Origin of the sequence: Ligilactobacillus agilis DSM 20509 (genome assembly GCF_001436215.1) — a bacterium.
GTDB lineage: Bacteria > Bacillota > Bacilli > Lactobacillales > Lactobacillaceae > Ligilactobacillus > Ligilactobacillus agilis.
The window spans coordinates 1-18,407 of record NZ_AYYP01000012.1 but is presented as its reverse complement, the minus strand read 5'-3'; the positions used below and the strand labels follow the sequence as shown (position 1 = coordinate 18,407).

The window sequence follows — 18,407 nt, the reverse complement described above, 5'->3', positions numbered from 1 at the left end:
TCGTTAGTCATCTGCAGCTCGATATCGAATTGGTTACCATAAGCATCGGTACAGTGAATGTCTAAGCGGCCTGCCTTAGACAAATAGTCGGTTTTTAAGTGACTTGGGTAGACGACTTTAATCTTAGTAAAGTCTAACTGCGGTAAGACCGCCTTTAAGAATTTGCGACAAATTTCTAACTGAGACATGACCAGCTCAAACATGACGTCGTCAGTGAAGTCGGCCTGGGCCAGTTTGCGCCGGATTTTTTGCTTACTTACCATTTGCTTCTCCTTTAATTATATAAAATTTGAAAGGCAAAGAGAATAATTTACCCTTCACTATAGATATACGCAAAATAACCGGCGATTAATTCAAAAAAGTTGCAACTTTTTTTACTAAGGCTCCAAACTAAATAAAGGATTTTAAGAAGTACATTGCTTTCTTAAAATCCTTTCGTAAAAACCGCTTCCTAATGTTATTTAACTGTTAAAATCCAAGCATACTCCTTCCAGGTAGCACGTTTTTGGCTAGCCGCAAGTAAATTCTTCACTAGCTCAAGTTCACTTGTAGCCGGCTCGCTAGTAGCTAGTAGCTCCCGTTTAAAAATAAAGCCACTAAGTTGTTGATACTCACCTGCATAACTTGCCACCAGGTCAGTAATGCTATGGCTACCAGTATCTTCAAACTCACCACTAACCGGAAAGACCCTAAAAGATCCATCTTCAGTTAGGTAACGCATATGCATCGACCCGATTAAATCTAATTGTTCCTGCTGTAAGTAATTCACCATTTGCCTAAACGGTTCGTTTTTATTAAAGCAATCTTTGCTAGAAATAACGGTCATTAACTCACCCTTAGCTTGGTTAGCCCAGCTTTGAATTAATTCAGCTGCATTAGTCGTCGAGCTAGCCTGGCAATATTTAATGTCCCCATAGATTGCCTGATACTTTTGTAAGCTTGTTAAAACTGCTGCAGCTTCACTCATATCAACCACTACTAGTTCTAAATTAGGGTAGTCCTGGTAGTAGATGCTTTCGAGACACCGGTCTAATTCTAACGCAGTAGTCACTAACACCAAGACGGTTAAAGCCGGTTGTTCCGCCTTTAAATTATATTTGGCCCGTAACTCCTGGCGGTAGTTACGATAACTAGTGACTGCAGGCAACATTTCTTTAGGATAATTGCTAGCATCACGCCAAGGCTTTTCAGCACTTAGGAAGTGCAAAACATTAATTTCCTGTAGCTTTCGGTGTTCACTAGCTAAGTCGCTACTAAATAACTTGCAGACATAATTGTTTTCGACCCCCAAGTACTTAACCGCATCCTTAAAGTAAAGATTGTAAGCATCCTGATCACCTAAAACAAAAAAGTCGGTAGCTTCTAGGATAAATTGGTAAAAATAGCTGGTGAGACTGTATTTTCTCAGCAATGCTAAATCCATCAATAAGACCCCGGAGTTAAAATAATTTTCCCCGTATTTTCCTAATAAATCATTACTCCAACCATTCTTTATAGTTACCCCTAAATCTCGAATACAACCAAGAAAGTGTCCCTCCAGGTCGCTTTGCCATAAACTCGTTAAATCGTTAACTACTAAGGTATCATAATCTAGGTAAAGTACCCGGTCTACTTCAGGTAAGAGGTTAGGCAATAATATTCGGTAGTAAGCACTCACAGGTAAATGGTTACCCGCCAGTGAGATTTTATTAAGTAAGTGACGGTCAAGTAAGGAGAGCTTGATAAATTCCAACTTAAAGTTAACAAAGCCCTGCCCCAGTCTAACTAACCAAGCCTTAGTCTGTGGTGTTAACTCTTCGTAAATCAGGTAAATTACTCCTCCGCTTGGATTGTTTCTTTCAAGCGAATAAAGCAAGACATCAACCTTACCGGCGCTATACTCATCTAGACAAACAGCTAGTGTTAATTTCTCAGGGACACTTGCTTGGTAATGACTTGCTTGAATTTGCTTAACTAAGCCAGCCGCCGGTCCTAAATGGTAATCCGCTTGCCAACTAAAAGCGGGGAGTTGCCGGCCGTTTTCAATACTGTAAGCATAGCAGGCATCACTGAGATAAACCGGCCGCTTAGCCAGTAAGCATAATTTTAAATATAAATCTTGCGTCGCTAACGTTCCTAGTTGTTCACCCAACCGAGTTAGAAGGTCCTTAGCAATAAGATTTCCCCCTAGTCGTCTAAAACCACCGTACAAACGAGCACATAACAAGTAGTTATTGACGGTAATCGGCCTGGTCTTAGCCCGGGAAAAAGGATAGATCAACTCAGCCTCCTTATAAAAAACAAGGTTAGTTATGGCTAGGTCACTTTGCTGCTCGGCTAACCTGGTCATAAAAATAGCTAGCGCATCCGTTCCCACCAAAAAATCAGCAGCCTCTAAAAACATTAGGTAGTCAGTAGTCGCCCGTCTTAGGGCGGCCACCCTTAAGGCACCTGGATCCGCTAACGAGGTCTCATAAACCCTGAGACGTTCATCCTCGCGGGCAACCTGCACCGTTTCGTCCGTAAAGACAAGTAATTCAAATTCAGAATAGCTTTGCCTAAAACAAGAGTCTAAACACCTATCTAGGGCGGCTTGACTCCCATTAGCTAACAATACTAGTGAAATCTTTGCTTCCACTCCCGCTCACTTCCTCACTGTTGGTGTAAAAAGGTCGATAACCTCCGCAGTCCTGCTTGTAAAACTTCTTTTTGACAACAATAGCCCAAGCGGGCATGACCTGGAAAACCAAAGGCCGCCCCAGGAACCAGTAAGACCCCGGTTTCTTTAACTAACCTAGTAAAGAAACGATAATCATCTTCTTTTAGCTCCAACTTAATAAAGGCCGTTGAAACAGACTCTGGTTCCACCAGTGCTACCTTAGGTTCAGAGGCAACCCAGTCTTTGACTAACTGCATGTTTTCGGCTACTATCTTCCGGTTGCGGGCTAAGATTTTATCCTTATTTTTAAGGGCATGCACTGCCAAAGCATCATTCAAAACCCCACCACAAATCGTGGTATAGTCCCGATATTTTCTAAATAAATCAGCTACTTCCTTGTTAGAAGCAGTCCAACCAATGCGTAGACCCGGAAGCGAGTAAGTTTTAGATAGCGAACTAACTGCAATCCCCTTATCATAGGCATCTACAATCGACAAGAAGTTCTCCCTGGCTTCCAGGGGTTCATAAACTTCATCGACTAAGACATAAGCATCCACACTAGCCGCAATTTTAGCCAAACGTCTAACCTGGTCTGCTTTCAACCAAGTCCCAGTCGGATTGTTGGCACTATTCAAAGTAATTAACTTAGTTTGGGGTGTTACCAATTTGGCCAGCTGGTCTAAATCATAATCCCAATTTGCTTCTTCTTTCAGGCGGACAAACTTAACCTCCGCTCCCAGTGACTTGGGAATATCATATAGTTGCTGGTAGGAAGGTAGCATGGAAATAACCTGGTCACCAGGGTTAACTAACGCATACAGGGCCAAAAAGTTCCCGCCGGTGGCACCATTCATTTGTAAAATGTTATCTGCTTCTACATGCCGATACAAGCCAGCCACCAGCTGTTTAAACTCGGCTGAACCTTCAATCGCGCCATAATCCAAATTGGTATTAGCGTAGCGCGCAAAAAAGTCTGCCACCTTAGTCCCGTCTAGCCCAATCAACTCCTCTAAGGTTAAGGACTTAATCGAACTTTGCGAAATATCATACTTGGCCTTAGTTTCCCATTTGTTTAACCATTCTTCCACTCCAAATGCTGGTAAGTCCATTAATTATAAATTCCTTTCTTACTTGTTAAATGTTTTTAGCCATAGCTGCTCACTAATAACTGCGACTTGCTTAGCTTCTTGTCGCAATAACTTGGCTGCCAGTTGCTCACTAACTCCACTAGCTAAACACTCTTTAGCCAAGCTAGTTTTTACCAACCAGCCAGTTAATTCTCCCAACTCGCGTTGGTACTGTTGGTTGTTAGTTGCGCCTAAAAAGGCTACCTGCTCTTCCTTGTTAACCCAGTAAATCATTTTGGTTTGGTAATCAAAGCGCTGGTAATCACTGGCAACCAGATCAGCTCCTCTGTTAGCCACTTGATAGAATTTAGCTAACACATCTTCCTTTAACAGGAGGTCATTAATATTCAAGAAGTAGACGTAAGCTCCACTAGCCTTAGCCACAGCCTCTTTTAGTTGGCTAGCCTCGACGATTTCAAGCCGGTGGTAGGGTTGCAATTCGGCCAAAAATTCTGCTTGCTGCTTAGTCAACGTTCCCTTAGTCAAGACTAAAATTTCAAGGTTAGTATAACTTTGGTAGAGCAACCCACCCAAGCAGCGTTTTAGATCAGCTCGTTCATTCTGCCGTAAATCCACAATTACTGAGATTTTATCAGGCCATTTGCCTAACAATTCATCTGCTTCCCGCTTAGCCTGGTAGTAGGTATTTAGGGCCGCTAACACTAACGAATCTGCTTCCTCCAGCACTCCATCTTTCCACGGCTTATACACATAGTGGTGCAAAATAGTAATTGCCTCTAAGGGGTACGGTTCGTATTCGAACAGCGGGCTACCGTAATTATATTTTAAATCCAAGCGCTTATAGGCATCGTAATAATAAAGGTTGTGAGCATCTTGGTCTGCTTGGACAAAGATTTGGGCTGTATCTAGTGCTTCCTTAATCACTTTAAAGGCAACATGGTATTTACGCATTAACTCTAGGTCCATTAACAAGACCCCCGAGTTAAAGTAATTATCCCCTTGGTCACCGAACATGCTGTGCCAAGTCCCTAACTTCCGATGCATATAGGGCGCACTATCGCCAGCTGCTCCCAAAAAGTTCCCCTCTAAATCTGTTTGCCAAAGCTCTTCTAAACTGGCTAACACCTGGGTATCAGTATCAAGGTATATGATGCGCTTAACTTCCGGCAAGATGTGGGGTAACAACACCCGGGTATAAGTTGCTACCGGCAGCTTGATCTTCGATAGATTAATCGGCTCAATGAATTGGTGGAGTTCCTTGGTCAACTTGCGCAAATGAAAGTTGAGGTTACTAAAGTTAGTTGCCAGTTGGCGTAAGTAATCCTTATTACTTGAACTTAAGCGGTAGTAGACCAGGTACAAATTCAGCTCCCGGTTATTCTTAGCTAGCGAATAAATCAAAGGCACTAAGCGTTTAACCAGGTTATCATCAATACACAAGGCGACGTTGATGACCTTAGGAATCTGGGCCTGATAACCGCGCGCCCTAATTTCACTAACCAAGCGCTTAGCCTCCGAGTACTCATAGTCAGTCTGCCACCTAAACGGTTCCACTTGATTATCGGCCGCTTCAACCAAGCAGTAAAATTTACTCTGCATAATGATTGCTTTTTTAGCTAGATGCACAGCCTGGTATAAGACCCGCTGGCCTTGATTTTGGGCGGCTAATTTTTCTAATAACTCCTTATTAATAAACAAGCCCCAAATATTACGGAAGGCCAGGTAAAAACGCATATAAGGGATGAGATTATTGGTGTTGATTAGTCCATAATTTCCCAAGTGGTGATCACTTAGATAGAATTTATCGTCCGCTAACCTCACCACGTTTGCCATCCCCAAGTCAACATCACGTTTATCAACTTCTTGTAGACAATTTGCTAAGGCATCATCCTCCAAAATAAAATCTCTAGCCTGCATAAAGGTTACAAACTGGCCGTCAGCATGTTGTTTTGCAAGCGTGATGGTCCTAGCCAAATCCACCTGACCTGAAAGCTCATACTGGGTGACACTTGGGGGCACAACTAGGGAGGATTCTTCTGAAGTAACCAAGAGTAGCTCATAATCAGAGTAAGTTTGCTTGCTAATGCTATCTAGGCACTTAGCTAAATCTGCCTGCTTACCAGTTGTATCCATAAATCTCGGTCAACAAATGCCGCCTTAGTGGCAGCTTTTAGTAGCCCGGCGCTAGTTATTCCCCCCGACTGTCTAACAATCTCAGCAGCCACGTCTTTGGTCACTAACAGCCCAGCTAAACTAGTTAGCTCAGTTGCCGCCTTTTGGTGTTCAGCCAAGCTTAACGCCCGCACCTCATTAGAGCGGTGCTTTTGCCAGTAGATAACTTTCTTTTGGAGGTCTAAGCGTTGATAACCTGAATAAACCACCTGGACTCCTTGTTGACAAGCTGCTACTAGCTGGGCTAACGCGGTCTTTTCCGAAAGTAAATCATCGAGGTTAAAGAAATACAGATAACTTCCCTGACTTTGCTTCACTGCTTGAGCCATCGTCCCCGTTACCACCTTAATATTAGGGTAATAAGGTTTGATAGTTTTCAAATAAGTTTGCAAGTCTGAGGTTAAGCCTTTAGCGGTCACAATTAAAAGTTCTAAGTTGGTGTAAGTTTGGGTTAAAAAGCCCTCAAAACACCGTTCAAATTCACCACTTTGGGCTTGGTCGGCAGCTAAAATCACCGAGATTACGTCAGGGTTATCGCCTAAGATTGCCTTCATCTCGTTATGATATTGGCGGTAAAGGTGCATAGCCGGCCGCCGGCTAGGGTGCATAAACGTTTCCGTAACCATATTCATCCAGGGCTTCTTCCAACCATAGTAGTGGATGATTGCAACTTCGCTTAAAGGCCGGTCAGTATACTGCACGTATTCTAAGCCGTAGTTATAAGTAAGGTCTATTTGCTTATTGGCCCCGTAAAAATACAGATTTTGAACGTCCTGGTCGGCATACTTAATGACGTCGGCCGTATCTAAGGCCAGTTGGGCACTGTAAAAACTGGTACTGTACTGCCGCATCAGTTTCAAGTCCATCAGCATCATGCCCGCGTTAAAGTAGCGCTCACCCTGCTTTCCAAACAGGACGGACTCAGCGTTAACCCGCCGGTGATAAAAGACTAGTCTGTCTTCGCATGCCCCAATGAAGTTACCTTCTAATGGCGTTTGCCACAAGGGTGTCAGACTTGCGTTTACAACCATATCCGTATCTAGGTAAATTACCCGCTCTAAATCAGTCAATACTTCGGGCACAATAATTCTAAAGTAGGTCCCGATTGGCAGCCGGGCCTTATCCATATTAATATTTTCGATAAATTGTCTACTTTCTTTAGGAATAGGTCGCAGAATTAAAGTAACCGCCTCTAGCTTGTCGTTGATAAACTTCACCCGGGAAATACTCTCGGCCGTTAAGCTGGCATAGATAATGTAGAGGTCTATGGGCGTATCCGTATTCTTATCAAGCGAGTGGACCAGGGCTTCTAGGTGCAAAATCAAGCCGTCATCGAACCCCAATCGTAAGCTGGATTCGGTCTAGAATTTCCTCATGATAATCACTTTGCTTGATTGCTTGCACAAAACTTTGTGCATTAGAATACTGGTAGTCTTCCTCCCATTTAAAAACCGGCAACTGATGGTCTTCCGTTAGGACAAAACAGCAGAGCGTTTCAGGAAGCAAGACTGCCTTTTGACAAGCATGAACTAAGTAATATAGTAGTTGTTGTTCCGTCTTAACTGCTTGTTCAGCTAAGACATCCACTAACAATTCGCGGCTAAATAAGCTTCCCTGAACATAGCGGAAGGCTTCAAAAAGGCGCATATAGGGGATAATATTGTTAGTCGTTACTAACTTATGAACGTTAGTTGGATTGGTTTTAAAATAAAAGGTGCCTTGGTCTAAAACCACTAGCGGAGCCACCCCTAAATCAGCCTTATTAGTTGCCAAGTCAGCCAAGTTCTTGGCTAGGGCCTGCTCATCTAAATAGAAATTTTCTGCCTCAAGTATGCTTATAAACTCTCCTTGCGCATACTTAGCTACTAACCTTAAAAGTTGGCTAAAGGAAACAGTAGCTGGTTGAACAAGGTGCATGTCAACCGCCGCATCCAACTCAGTTTTGGGACTAATTAACAAAATTTCCTTATCAACTAATGTTTGTTTAGCTACACTCTCCAAGCATTTAGTCAGCTTTACTTGTGGTGAACCCCGATCAATTACGACTACGGTAACCTTAACTTCCATACTTAATCCCTCCATTCATCAATTGCTATCTCCATTATAACTTTTTAGCTATTTTTTGAATAGTTGCGCCTTTTCAAAATAAAATCAAATTTTATTCATAAAATGGTGGTAACTTAAAGCGACCGGCCTGTTCAAATTCGTGACCGACTTCAAATAGTAAATCCTCCCGCCCCTTAGCAGCCATAAAGTGAATCCCCAGGGGAAGGTGTTCATCTAGGCCAGTGGGTAAACTGATTGCTGGGTTACCTGTCAAGTTAGCCAACTGGGTAAAGGGTGTTTGAGCCAAGCTGGGGGCAAACATTTGGTAAATTAATTCTGCATGTTCGCTTAGGGAAAGTGGTTCAAAACTAACTAGGGCCGGAGCTAACAGTTCCTCTCGTTCGCTAATTTTAGGGGCAACCTGGGCCGTAGTGGGGCTTAAATAAAGATCATAGTCTTTAAAAAATTCATCGACTTGATAAGCAGTTTGGTCCCAATAATTGAGCGAGTTAACATAGGCCGCCGCTGGAATATTTTGTCCATAGCGATACAGGGCATAAGTCAATGGTTCTACTTCCTCAAAAGCTAACTTGGTCTGGCGCTGTTCTTCAAAGGAGGCTAACATTGCAGCAGTCTCAGCTCCGTTCATCAGATAATACTGGTTCATCAATTCCCTGCCGTTAACCTGTGGCTGGGCTTCACTTACCTGATAACCAAGTTCGGTTTCCATAAAGTTAACCGCCGCTAAAACAGCCTGCTTAGCAGCTGGACTAACCTTAGTCTTGACCGGCGACTCGGTGGTAAAAGCTACCCGTAGGGGTCTTTTCCCATAGTTATCTTCTAAAAAGTGGCACCACTCTGCCTGAACTGGTTGGTAGGGCGCGGTTGGCCCTTGCTTCCTTAAACCGTAGAAGAGGTTTCTAGTATCGCGTAATGAAACTGTCAAGGCAAAGTTAACCGCGGCTCCCTGCCAAGACCGCCAGCCATTAGGCCCAAGTGGCATTGTCCCCCGGCTAGGCTTTAACCCAATCAACCCAGTATAGGCAGCTGGAATCCTAATCGAACCACCCCCGTCGCTAGCGAGTGCCAGGGGGAAGATGCCAGCGGCAACTGCGGCTGCCGCCCCGCCGCTAGAACCACCCGGAGTCCTAGCTAAATCCCAGGGATTATGGCAGTCACCATACAAGTATGAGTCAGTAACATTTTTAAAACCAAACTCAGGCGCGTTAGTCGTTCCAATCGGAATAAGGCCGATTTTTTTAGCCCGCTTAATGAAGTTAGAATCCCGCGTAGCCACACTATCTTTAAACAAGCGTGCTGCCCCGCTATTAGCCAGCCCCCGTGCGTCGGGTCCTAGCACTTTTACAGGAACCGGCAAGCCGGCAAATAAGCTATCTTCAAAATCACTTTGTTCATATTCCGCTTGGGCTAAGGCTGGGTTAAAACTAGTTAAAGCATTTAGTTGGCCATTTAAATTGGCTACCCGTTTTTGCATCAAACTCACTAACTCGCTAAAACTGATTTCTCCTTGCCGTAAACACTCCGCCCAGTAAGTTGCATCAGCTACCATGGCAATGCCCCCTTAAGTCTAAAAAGATATTTATCTATTTAATTGTACTCGTTTTTAAAGGAATCGTAAAATTTTTTTAAATTATCAATTAGTTATCAATCTTTATTTTTAAGCGATGACTAATTTATAACTCCTCAATAAATAATTTATTAAAAATGTAACAATTAACTAGAAATGATTTTTGTATCCGTTATCAAAATTAGATAATATAAGGTAACAGGGGGAAGTTTCATGAAAGTTAGTGTTGTTATTCCTGTTTATAATGCTGCCACCTACCTCGAGCAGTGTCTTGATTCTATTTTGGCACAGACTTTTACCGACTTTGAACTCTTGTTGGTAGACGACTGTTCCACCGATGAATCTAGTCAAATCTGTGATTGTTATGCCAGTAACTCACAGATTAGGGTAGTCCATCTAACCGAACGGCTAGGAGTCTCTACTGCCCGTAATATTGGCATTAAAAATGCTCGGGGGGATTTGATTGCTTTTATTGATAGTGATGACTTTGTGGCCGAGGATTACTTACTAGCACTAGTCACTACTTTAGAAGATTATCAAGCCGACCTGGTTTTTTCGGAGTTTAATATTCTTGATCAGCAGGCCGGCATGTTTTACTTTAACGTAAAACCCGAAGTCAAAGGCAAAGTCTACGAGCTCACCGCTAAACAAGCGGCTGCAATGCCAGATGAGAAGTTACCCTTTCGCCATGGCTGCTACGTGCATCCGTGGGGAAAGCTCGGTAAAAAAGAACTCTACTTACAAAATCCTTTCATCCCTAACCTCTACTTTGAAGATGGGCCCAATTCCTTGCGGACCTTTTTAGGCGCCAACAAAGTCGTAGGTCTTCTAGTAGATAATTACACCTACCGCGTCAACCAAACTAACAACATTACCCAGAGTCCTAAAATTTTAAAGAGCGATATGGATATTTTAACCGCCTTTCGCTACCGGGCCTTAGACATGCTGGCTGCTCAAGTAGACCCTAAATCATTTTTAGGCGAACTACATCATAATTTGACCCAGGATGCCTATGTCTTAGAACAAGCCAAGCAAACTAATAGCGCAGAGTATCGCGAAATCCAATGGCTCTTAAAATTAATGAACCGTAACAAAGTATCTAAATAACAAAACCCCCGCCCAGCGGTTTTCTGATTGCAAACCACTAGGCGGGGGATGATTTTTATTAACTTAAGCTTCTGGTCGATAATCCTTATCAATGATTAAGACAGGTTTAATGGTCTTACCTGAAACGGAGTCAGCGTTAGCTTGATTAATTTCTTCAAAATCATAAAACTTCTCAGTCTTATCAAAATCAAACCAGCCTAACTTGTAAAATTCAAGCAAGCGTGGGATGTCAATTTGAGGGATTGAGTCACCCATATTAACACCAACCACCTTCTTATCGTCTACGCACAGGTCATTCCAAGTCGAAAGTTCAATTAGGTGAGGGGTGACGGCAATTGCAGCACAAGTTCCACCTTGAGCTAAGGCAGCAATGGCGTTCTTAATTACGGCTGGTAACCCAGTGGTATCAACCGTCCAATCTACCCCATAGCCTCCGGTTAATTCCTTAATTTTAGCGACAGCATCCTCTTGCTTACTATTAATAGTGTGGGTTGCCCCTAGCTCTTTTGCTAATTCAAGCCGTTCTGGCACAATGTCAATCGCAATTACTTTAATGCAGCCAGAAATGCGACCAGCCATCATAGCAGCTAAGCCAACAGCTCCGGTCCCAAAAACTGCAATTGTGTCTCCTGGCTTAGGTTTGAGGGTGTTAAGCACTGTCCCAGATCCAGTTACATAACCACAGCCTAACGGCCCAACTTTCCGCAAATCAAAACTCTTATCAATTTTAACAGCATTACGTTGGTCGACCACTGTGGTCGTAGTAAATGATGATTGGTTAAACATATCAGAAATATGTTGGCCGTTTTCTTGGAAATGATCTTCACCGTCGGCCCTTACTCCAGACAAATTGTATTGGGCGTAAGAACGACATTTTGTTGGCATCCCCTTCAAACAATTATCACAGGTCCCGTCAGAATAAAATGACAGGATAACGTGGTCACCCACTTCAAAATTCTTTACTTCAGAACCAACCTTTTCAACAATCCCAGCACCCTCGTGTCCCAAGATAACCGGGTAACCCAAGGAGGCATCCCCTTTTCTGATGGCCTCATCAGAGTGACAAATCCCACTAGCAACCATGTGAATTTGCAGGTCGGTTGGCCCAACTTCATGTAAATCGATGTTATCTCTAATTTCAAATTGTGCTCCAACTTCAGGAACAACTGCAGCTTTAATCTTCATGCTAAAACCCTCTTTGTTAACGTTTTCAACCTCATTATAGTTACTTGTTTCAATATTCACAATGTCATTTCTACAGATTTTTAGTACCATTTCTACAGCTTCCTTCATTTTTAGTTGAATGGCAACCTTATTTTTCCCTAACAAAAAAACGCCTAAATTCCAGCTTTCCACCGGAATTTAGGCGTTTTGCCTAGTCTAAAATATTTTTGTATTTACTAATGTTAGCCGCCCGGGCAGCCTTAGTCTGCTTAAGGAGTAGGTCCTTCATCAAGTTAGGCTTATTAGCTATTTCATTTAACTTTTTCCCCAGTGCTTTGTAGTTTGGGGTGGCATAGATACTTTCTGGATCGACCAGCTTGTCGTCGTGGACCGAATTTTCAAACCCGAGGATTAACATGTTGTTTTCGAAGGCCTTTCGACTAGCATTATTGACCTCCTCACCCACATTAAGGTCGAGGTAAATATCTGCCCCCTGCCAGAGGAGGTTAAGCCGGGCCTGATTGGCATTCGGATATAAAATCACGTTGGGATACTTAAGCAAGTCTAATAATTTATTGGACATGTTAGTCAAAGCCGCTACGTTGAAGGTAATATCCGGGGCCGCCTTTAACAGTTCCTCAAAGTTTAATAAATTATCGGTATTAGTTAAGGTAAAGCTGACCGGTCGCAGGAGGTTATGCCTAAAGACTTGGTAGACATAAGGTAAGTACTTAATTAATTTACGCTGGTTATGCCCGACCAATGACCGCAGCTTCTGATATACTTCTTCATTTGTAACCACAATCTTCTTCGTGCGCCTAGCTTGGTTGTTGAAAATCAACTGCATGTTGCCTGGAACCTGGTCGCCTAAGCCTTCCTGCCAAAAGAGGACATCTGACCCATTTTGAGGTAAACGTAAAACCACCATGAACGGTAAGGCCAAAGAATTATAGAAAATTCGGTCTAATTCAAAGTGCCTAAAGTTTAGGTAGTATAGCACAAAGTCTAACTTAGTGGGGAAGTTATAGATTTTACCTTGGAAATTCAAGGTGACATCATGGGTAATGTGGTTTTCCACAATTACTTCTTGCCCACTCTGGGTAAAGTAAGCCGTGGTGATTGCCTCGTGTAAGAGGTTATAGCTCGTCTTAGCAAAAATCCACCCATCCTGATTATAGTGCTCTACAAAGCGCGCGTTTCCTTGGCGGTCCAACCAAGTAACTCTTTCGACTAAGCGTCTATCCTTAGGGTAGTGATAGTTGATATTAGCCCGCTTTTCATCCAAATAGTAGACCCCAGCTCCCTTGGCATCGCCCTTAATTTCCCACAGGGCCGGTACCTTTACCTGGTTAAAGAAACAAGGCTTGCCGGTCGTTGAACGCTGAGTCGCTTCAACAAAGTATTTATAAGGCGACTCTACTTCGGCAGGCAAAAAGCCATTATCCTCTAAAACAACGGTCGGGTGACTGTAACCTGCAGCCTGGAGGGAATGGTAGAGCAACTCAGCTTGCTCATTATAATTAGCAAACAAATTAAGCATGACCTAAGCCCCCTTCCGTAGCAATCAATTCCGCCCAAGCCTTTCGGACGTTAGCTTCCATAAAAGATTGCGCCTTGTGGTAGGAATGTTCCCTAAACTTGCTCAAATCGGCTTTGAAGAGCTCAGTGATTGCAAAAGCTAAGTTATCCACAATCCTAGGGGCTCCCATAGAGTCTGACCAAGGACAAACGTACCCATTTTGACCGTTATCCACAAAGGTCTGCATCCCATACCGGACGTCTAAACCAATTAACGGTAAGCCCGACGCAATCGCTTCGAGTAACGACAAGCCAAAGCCTTCCGTGGTTGAAGCCGTAATATAGGCCGTGTAGTTAACATACTGCTCTTTTAAATCTTGGTGGCCCTTTAAGCGGATATACTTTTGGGCCTGGTTATTTGCAATTAGCTTTTCTAACTGCTCTTTGCCGCTGCCTTCACCATAAATATCCAAGGTTAAATCGGGAATTTCCTTGTGGGCACGAATGCAGGCGTTAACCAACCAGTCGACATGCTTTTCGGGTGCCAACCTTGAGGCGGTTATTAAGGCAAACGGCTGCCGGGGCACCTTCGGGTGGCGGAGCTTATCCACACTGCCAACCGGAATTACCACCACTTTCGGTTGCTTGTGCTCATACTTAGCAAACTGCTTTAACAACAAGTCGCGTTGGCTCGCAGTAGCCACCACAAAGAAATCCACTGCTTCACTATTGGTAAACTGATAATCATAGTAATCATTCCACAAAATGTAGTCATCGTCTACCGAGTGTTCACTAAAATGGTCTGCGTGAACCATGACCCCTAGCTTAGCTTCGCCCTTATTCCTAAAGACTTGTTGGCCTAAACCTTTAGATCTGTCTAGCAATAAAATGTCTCCAGCTTTAAAGGCTAACTTGCTAACAAAGTAGTCAATAAATTCTGCCTTTGAGTAGAGAATCTTATCCGGGAAACGAAACATTTGGGGACTGTCCCCGTCCATAATTTCTTCGTAAGCCACGCTACCGTCTTCATTGAAAAAACGTCGTTGGTAGACATAAGCCCGGTTATCGCGGGGGGTATAGTACTCGCTAAATAGGCGCGTATAAGTGTAATAGTCCTTACGGTAAAGGCAATTATTGGAAACAAACTCCGCCCGTTCAACCAAGTCACTTTGGCTATTTTTAAGGTAAGCCGCCACCCAGCTATTTTTAGGGGCCAAGTAAAGGTAGACTGCCTTGCCATTTCTGACTTCCTTCACCACCTCTTGCCCCAAACTAGCCTTTAAGTCGGCTAAAGTATAGGTAGTCGGACTGATTTTAACGTCCGTAAAATACGAATAAAGCCAGATAACCTCTTCATCCTTTAGGCCTAGATTAGCAGTCAGGTGCTCAATGTTTTCGCTTAAAATTAAGTCAGTAAAAATAAACTTGGCTTCCTGGCCCAGCTCACGAAGCAACTTGGCCCGGTAGCTTTGCGCATATTCAACCCCACTATTAGCCCAACCAATCCCTAAGTTAAAGTTATAAATTGTCATCTAAATATCCCTTCCGTTAATAAAACAAGTTAAAAATTGCCTCTGTTAGGATGCGTTTAGTGAAGTAACCATTTCTAATTAGGTGGGCAAATTCCTCAACCCCAGCCCTCATTTCTTGGTATTCAGCTGACGTCATGTTTTCAATTTGTCTAACCGCCTCATCAACAGAATTAACAAACAACCCTAGTTTTTTAGCTTCAATAACTTCACGCTGCGCAATATTTGGACTAGTAATCACTGGTAAACCGGCAGCTAGATAAGTGCTCAATTTATAGGAGGTATTATACTGCATATACTCTCTCCAAATCGGAAGCGCATTCCAAAGCAACCCAAATCCACCTTGCTGGCGTAACCGTCCCAGCAAATTATAATCATACTGATAGCCCATAAACTCGATATTTTTATCCGCTGCCATTGGTTGTTTGTCGGTGGTTAAAACTAACTTAACTTGCTCAGAATCCCAGTTTTCAATCAACGGCTTAGTACTACCTAGCCCAATAAAAGTTACCCGTTTAGCAAAAGGCGCAACCTTAGTTGAATCAACCGCCACTGGATGGTCCCAAAATTCTTGGTTAATTACCTTTGTTACCATTAAGCCACATTCCCGTAGGCGGTTAGTCATCTTCTGATTAGGACTAATTACTAAATCACACCGATTATATAACTTAATATAATTAGTCAACTCACCGGATGCATCAGCGTTCATCCACGGAACTACATCATGAATAAAAACAATAACTTTAACGTTCCTATAGGCCTTGATTCTGTCAAGCAATAAATGCTCAAACCTTGCGCCGTTCCAGGTAGGACTTTGTAAAATAACTACGTCGTCTACGCTTAAGCCAGCAATAATTCCATCTAAGCGTCCACTTAATTTATCCGGGCTATCGCTTGCCACGTTATAGTTATAAATTCCCATTTCCGTAAAGCCTAGTTGCTCTCTAGCAATCTTAGCTACCATATTTTGAGCCACTTGAGCCGTGCTGGCCTGGCCATTCATATTTGTGATATGCACCCTCATTACATCACCCCCATAACAATACACTTAGTTAATCTTTTTTCAGTGGGACTGTTTTTGTAAGTGAATTCTGGATCCAAACTTGAACATTCTTCTTGTGTTCTGCTTCCCAGTCCTTATCACTCATATTATCTAAGCGCTTTACTAACGCATCAATTTTATCTTGACGCTCTTTATCTTCCTTTGCCATTTTAATCACTCCAAAAATTTATCTATTTACCTTTATAATAGCAAGCTTAAGCGCTTTTTGCTAGGTTAGCTTAATTTATTTTAGTTGGGACTTGACTAATTTGTACCAACAACATATACTAACAGTGTAGAAAACGTTTTAAAAATGGAAGCGAGGTTTTTTTAATGACTAAGTTACAATTCCCAGCTGGCTTCTTATGGGGTGGGGCGGTGGCTGCCCACCAACTAGAAGGTGCTTGGCAAGCAGGTGGTAAGGGTGTCAGTGTGGCTGACGTAATGACAGCCGGTGCTAACAAAGTTCCACGCGAAATTACAGCCGGAGTTATTCCTGGTAAAAATTACCCTAATCACGATGCCATCGACTTTTATCATCACTATCGTGAAGATATTAAGCTCTTCGCTGAAATGGGCTTCAAGTGTTTCAGAACCTCTATTGCTTGGACCCGAATTTTCCCTAATGGTGACGAACTCGAACCAAACGAAGACGGCCTAAAATTTTATGACGATCTCTTTGATGAATGTCATAAGTATGGAATCGAACCAGTGATTACCCTGGCCCACTTTGAAATGCCCTACCACTTAGTGGAAGCCTATGGTGGGTTTGCCAACCGGAAAGTTATCGACTTCTTTGTTCGTTTTGCAGTTACTTGCTTCAAACGTTACAAAGATAAAGTAAAGTACTGGATGACTTTTAATGAAATTGACAATCAAAGTAGCTTTAACAATGACTTCCTAATGTGCACTAACTCCGGCTTGCTTTTAAACAACGATAAGGATAACGAAGCCGAAATGTACCAAGCCGCTCACTACGAATTGGTTGCTAGTGCCTTGGCCGTAAAAGAAGGTAAGAAGATTAACCCTGACTTCAAGATTGGAACGATGATTAACTTCACTCCTGTTTACCCTGCTAGTTCAAAACCAGCTGATGTCTTATTGGCTCAACGCCTAGACCAACGACGCAACTGGTTCTCAGACGTTCAAGCTTGGGGCTACTATCCAGCTAACGTCGAAGCTTACATTGAACGCAAGGGCTTCCGACCAGACATTACCGCAGAAGACCGCATCGTCCTCAAAGAAGGAACTGTTGATTACATCGGTTTTAGTTACTACCAATCAATGGTAGTTTCAGCTGACAAAGTTGCTCCAGATGATTTAGCTGACCCAACAGAAGCAGTGGTCCCTAACCCTTACGTCGAAAAGAGCGACTGGGATTGGGAAATCGATCCCGTTGGTTTACGTTATGCTTTAAACGAATTAACCGACCGCTACCACTTGCCACTCTTCATCGTCGAAAACGGCTTAGGCGCAGTTGATAAAGTAGAAGACGACGGTAGCATCCACGACCCATACCGGGTAGACTACTTGAGAAAGCACTTAGAGGAAGTCCGCAAGGCGGTCGTCTTAGATGGGGTTGATTTAATGGGTTACACCCCATGGGGCTGCATCGACCTTGTTTCTGCCGGTACCGGCCAAATGTCCAAGCGCTACGGCTTTATTTACGTTGATAAGGACGACAAAGGCCACGGAACACTTGCCCGCAGCCGCAAAGATTCCTTCTACTGGTACCAAAAGGTCATCAAGACCAACGGTGCTGACCTAAATTAAACTAGTTAATTTCCCGTTTGACTAGTTCATTTTAACCTTTGAATTCATATCACAAAAAAACCGCCTAACTTTCATGGTTGAATGTGAAAGTTAGGGCGGTTTTCTATTTTCTTACCCCATACTTACTACTTCTCTTTTGGCTCCGCCGCCATGGCCCGCTGATAGTAGCTTTCTGCTTGCTCCTGACCCAAGCCCATCTTGTTCATTAAGATTTTAATGACAGCTTGACGATCGTTACTTAGGGCAAATAGGTCCGGAATTAACTTGATAATCGTTTCGTCGGTGCCTTCCTTGCGACCTTCCTTGATTCCCCCTAACTTTCTTAATGTAAAAACCAACAGCTCACGCAATTTCTTCTATAAAATTCTACTTTTGGTAGCCATATTCCTAGTATGTACTCCCGCACCAAAGTCGAATCCACCACCCCACCAATAAAACATCATTTTCTTCAATCAACAGTGGAAATAAACTCACATCCGCCCCTTAATTCACTACACCAATTACAACCCTATCGAACAAATAAATTAGTTATTCCAATGCTAGCTAAAAAGTCCTTCAAATTAATTACTAATATTCAAGATTAGTTTGTAATCATAGGTTAGTTAAGTGACTACCACTCTTCAAGAACTATCTAATAGTGGAAAATAGCTCATTTAGCGTTATTTAAATTAAAAGCATGTAAGAAGTGATATGCTCCCTTTAGAGTAGACACAGAAATATGTAAATTCTGTATCTTACTCTG

General features: G+C 42.9%; 15 protein-coding genes. 2 read left to right on the top strand and 13 right to left on the bottom strand.

Annotated elements, in window-relative coordinates:
* The 7 genes from FC14_RS01870 to FC14_RS01840 form a co-directional block, all read right to left on the bottom strand.
* A partial coding sequence (locus FC14_RS01870) for a PD-(D/E)XK nuclease family transposase (protein ID WP_202813000.1) occupies positions 1–263 on the bottom strand: 263 nt, incomplete at its 3' end.
* Positions 264–457: 194 nt separating this feature from the next.
* Entirely contained in the window at positions 458–2,617 is a 2,160-nt protein-coding gene (locus FC14_RS01865) for a glycosyltransferase (protein WP_056976072.1), read from the bottom strand.
* A gap of 14 nt (positions 2,618–2,631) precedes the next feature.
* Positions 2,632–3,747 carry an aminotransferase gene (locus FC14_RS01860; protein WP_056976070.1) on the bottom strand — a complete coding sequence of 372 codons (1,116 nt, stop codon included), beginning with the start codon at positions 3,745–3,747 and terminating at the stop codon, positions 2,632–2,634.
* 18 nt (positions 3,748–3,765) lie between these two features.
* A complete protein-coding gene (locus FC14_RS01855; protein WP_056976068.1) occupies positions 3,766–5,859 on the bottom strand; it encodes a glycosyltransferase in 2,094 nt (697 codons plus the stop codon).
* Positions 5,829–7,223, bottom strand: coding sequence for a glycosyltransferase (locus tag FC14_RS01850; RefSeq protein ID WP_162258654.1), 1,395 nt, complete (start codon positions 7,221–7,223; stop codon positions 5,829–5,831). The genes FC14_RS01855 and FC14_RS01850 overlap by 31 nt, the downstream gene beginning before the upstream one ends.
* Before the next feature lie 4 nt (positions 7,224–7,227).
* On the bottom strand, positions 7,228–7,965 hold the full coding sequence (locus FC14_RS01845) for a glycosyltransferase family 2 protein (protein ID WP_056976064.1): 738 nt from the start codon (positions 7,963–7,965) through the stop codon (positions 7,228–7,230).
* A 91-nt stretch (positions 7,966–8,056) separates the two neighbouring features.
* A complete protein-coding gene (locus FC14_RS01840; protein WP_056976062.1) occupies positions 8,057–9,514 on the bottom strand; it encodes an amidase family protein in 1,458 nt (485 codons plus the stop codon).
* 231 nt (positions 9,515–9,745) lie between these two features.
* Here FC14_RS01840 and FC14_RS01835 point away from each other — a divergent pair, with 231 nt between their 5' ends.
* Entirely contained in the window at positions 9,746–10,639 is an 894-nt protein-coding gene (locus tag FC14_RS01835; protein WP_056976061.1) for a glycosyltransferase family 2 protein, read from the top strand.
* Between the two features lie 63 nt (positions 10,640–10,702).
* Here the strand turns inward: FC14_RS01835 and FC14_RS01830 are convergent, their stop codons facing one another.
* The 5 genes from FC14_RS01830 to FC14_RS10500 form a co-directional block, all read right to left on the bottom strand.
* The gene (locus FC14_RS01830) at positions 10,703–11,824 is read right to left on the bottom strand and encodes an NAD(P)-dependent alcohol dehydrogenase (RefSeq protein ID WP_056976133.1); all 1,122 of its coding nucleotides are present in this window, start codon (positions 11,822–11,824) and stop codon (positions 10,703–10,705) included.
* 190 nt (positions 11,825–12,014) lie between these two features.
* Positions 12,015–13,343 (bottom strand): accessory Sec system glycosylation chaperone GtfB, encoded by a 1,329-nt coding sequence (gtfB, locus tag FC14_RS01825; RefSeq protein ID WP_056976059.1) that lies wholly within the window; start codon positions 13,341–13,343, stop codon positions 12,015–12,017.
* A complete protein-coding gene (gtfA, locus tag FC14_RS01820; protein WP_056976057.1) occupies positions 13,336–14,853 on the bottom strand; it encodes an accessory Sec system glycosyltransferase GtfA in 1,518 nt (505 codons plus the stop codon). Before gtfA ends, gtfB begins: the two co-directional genes overlap by 8 nt.
* Positions 14,854–14,869: 16 nt before the next feature.
* Positions 14,870–15,874, bottom strand: coding sequence for a glycosyltransferase (locus FC14_RS01815; RefSeq protein WP_156655715.1), 1,005 nt, complete (start codon positions 15,872–15,874; stop codon positions 14,870–14,872).
* Positions 15,875–15,902: 28 nt separating this feature from the next.
* A complete protein-coding gene (locus tag FC14_RS10500) occupies positions 15,903–16,061 on the bottom strand; it encodes a hypothetical protein (RefSeq protein WP_156655714.1) in 159 nt (52 codons plus the stop codon).
* Between the two features lie 164 nt (positions 16,062–16,225).
* On the opposite strand from FC14_RS10500, the gene FC14_RS01810 reads away from it, so the two are divergent.
* The gene (locus tag FC14_RS01810) at positions 16,226–17,665 is read left to right on the top strand and encodes a 6-phospho-beta-glucosidase (protein WP_056976053.1); all 1,440 of its coding nucleotides are present in this window, start codon (positions 16,226–16,228) and stop codon (positions 17,663–17,665) included.
* A 125-nt stretch (positions 17,666–17,790) separates the two neighbouring features.
* On the opposite strand, the gene FC14_RS01805 is transcribed toward FC14_RS01810, so the two are convergent.
* Entirely contained in the window at positions 17,791–18,003 is a 213-nt protein-coding gene (locus tag FC14_RS01805; protein ID WP_056976051.1) for a hypothetical protein, read from the bottom strand.
* Between the last annotated feature and the right edge of the window lie 404 nt (positions 18,004–18,407).

Excerpts from the sequence above, each read along its gene's own strand:
- FC14_RS01815 (WP_156655715.1), bottom strand. The coding sequence starts at position 15,874 with ATGAGGGTGCATATCACAAATATGAATGGCCAGGCCAGCACGGCTCAA.
- FC14_RS01840 (WP_056976062.1), bottom strand. The coding sequence starts at position 9,514 with ATGGTAGCTGATGCAACTTACTGGGCGGAGTGTTTACGGCAAGGAGAA.
- gtfA (WP_056976057.1), bottom strand. The coding sequence starts at position 14,853 with ATGACAATTTATAACTTTAACTTAGGGATTGGTTGGGCTAATAGTGGG.
- FC14_RS01860 (WP_056976070.1), bottom strand. The coding sequence starts at position 3,747 with ATGGACTTACCAGCATTTGGAGTGGAAGAATGGTTAAACAAATGGGAA.
- FC14_RS10500 (WP_156655714.1), bottom strand. The coding sequence starts at position 16,061 with ATGGCAAAGGAAGATAAAGAGCGTCAAGATAAAATTGATGCGTTAGTA.
- FC14_RS01855 (WP_056976068.1), bottom strand. The coding sequence starts at position 5,859 with ATGGATACAACTGGTAAGCAGGCAGATTTAGCTAAGTGCCTAGATAGC.
- FC14_RS01845 (WP_056976064.1), bottom strand. The coding sequence starts at position 7,965 with ATGGAAGTTAAGGTTACCGTAGTCGTAATTGATCGGGGTTCACCACAA.
- FC14_RS01830 (WP_056976133.1), bottom strand. The coding sequence starts at position 11,824 with ATGAAGATTAAAGCTGCAGTTGTTCCTGAAGTTGGAGCACAATTTGAA.
- FC14_RS01810 (WP_056976053.1), top strand. The coding sequence starts at position 16,226 with ATGACTAAGTTACAATTCCCAGCTGGCTTCTTATGGGGTGGGGCGGTG.
- FC14_RS01835 (WP_056976061.1), top strand. The coding sequence starts at position 9,746 with ATGAAAGTTAGTGTTGTTATTCCTGTTTATAATGCTGCCACCTACCTC.
- gtfB (WP_056976059.1), bottom strand. The coding sequence starts at position 13,343 with ATGCTTAATTTGTTTGCTAATTATAATGAGCAAGCTGAGTTGCTCTAC.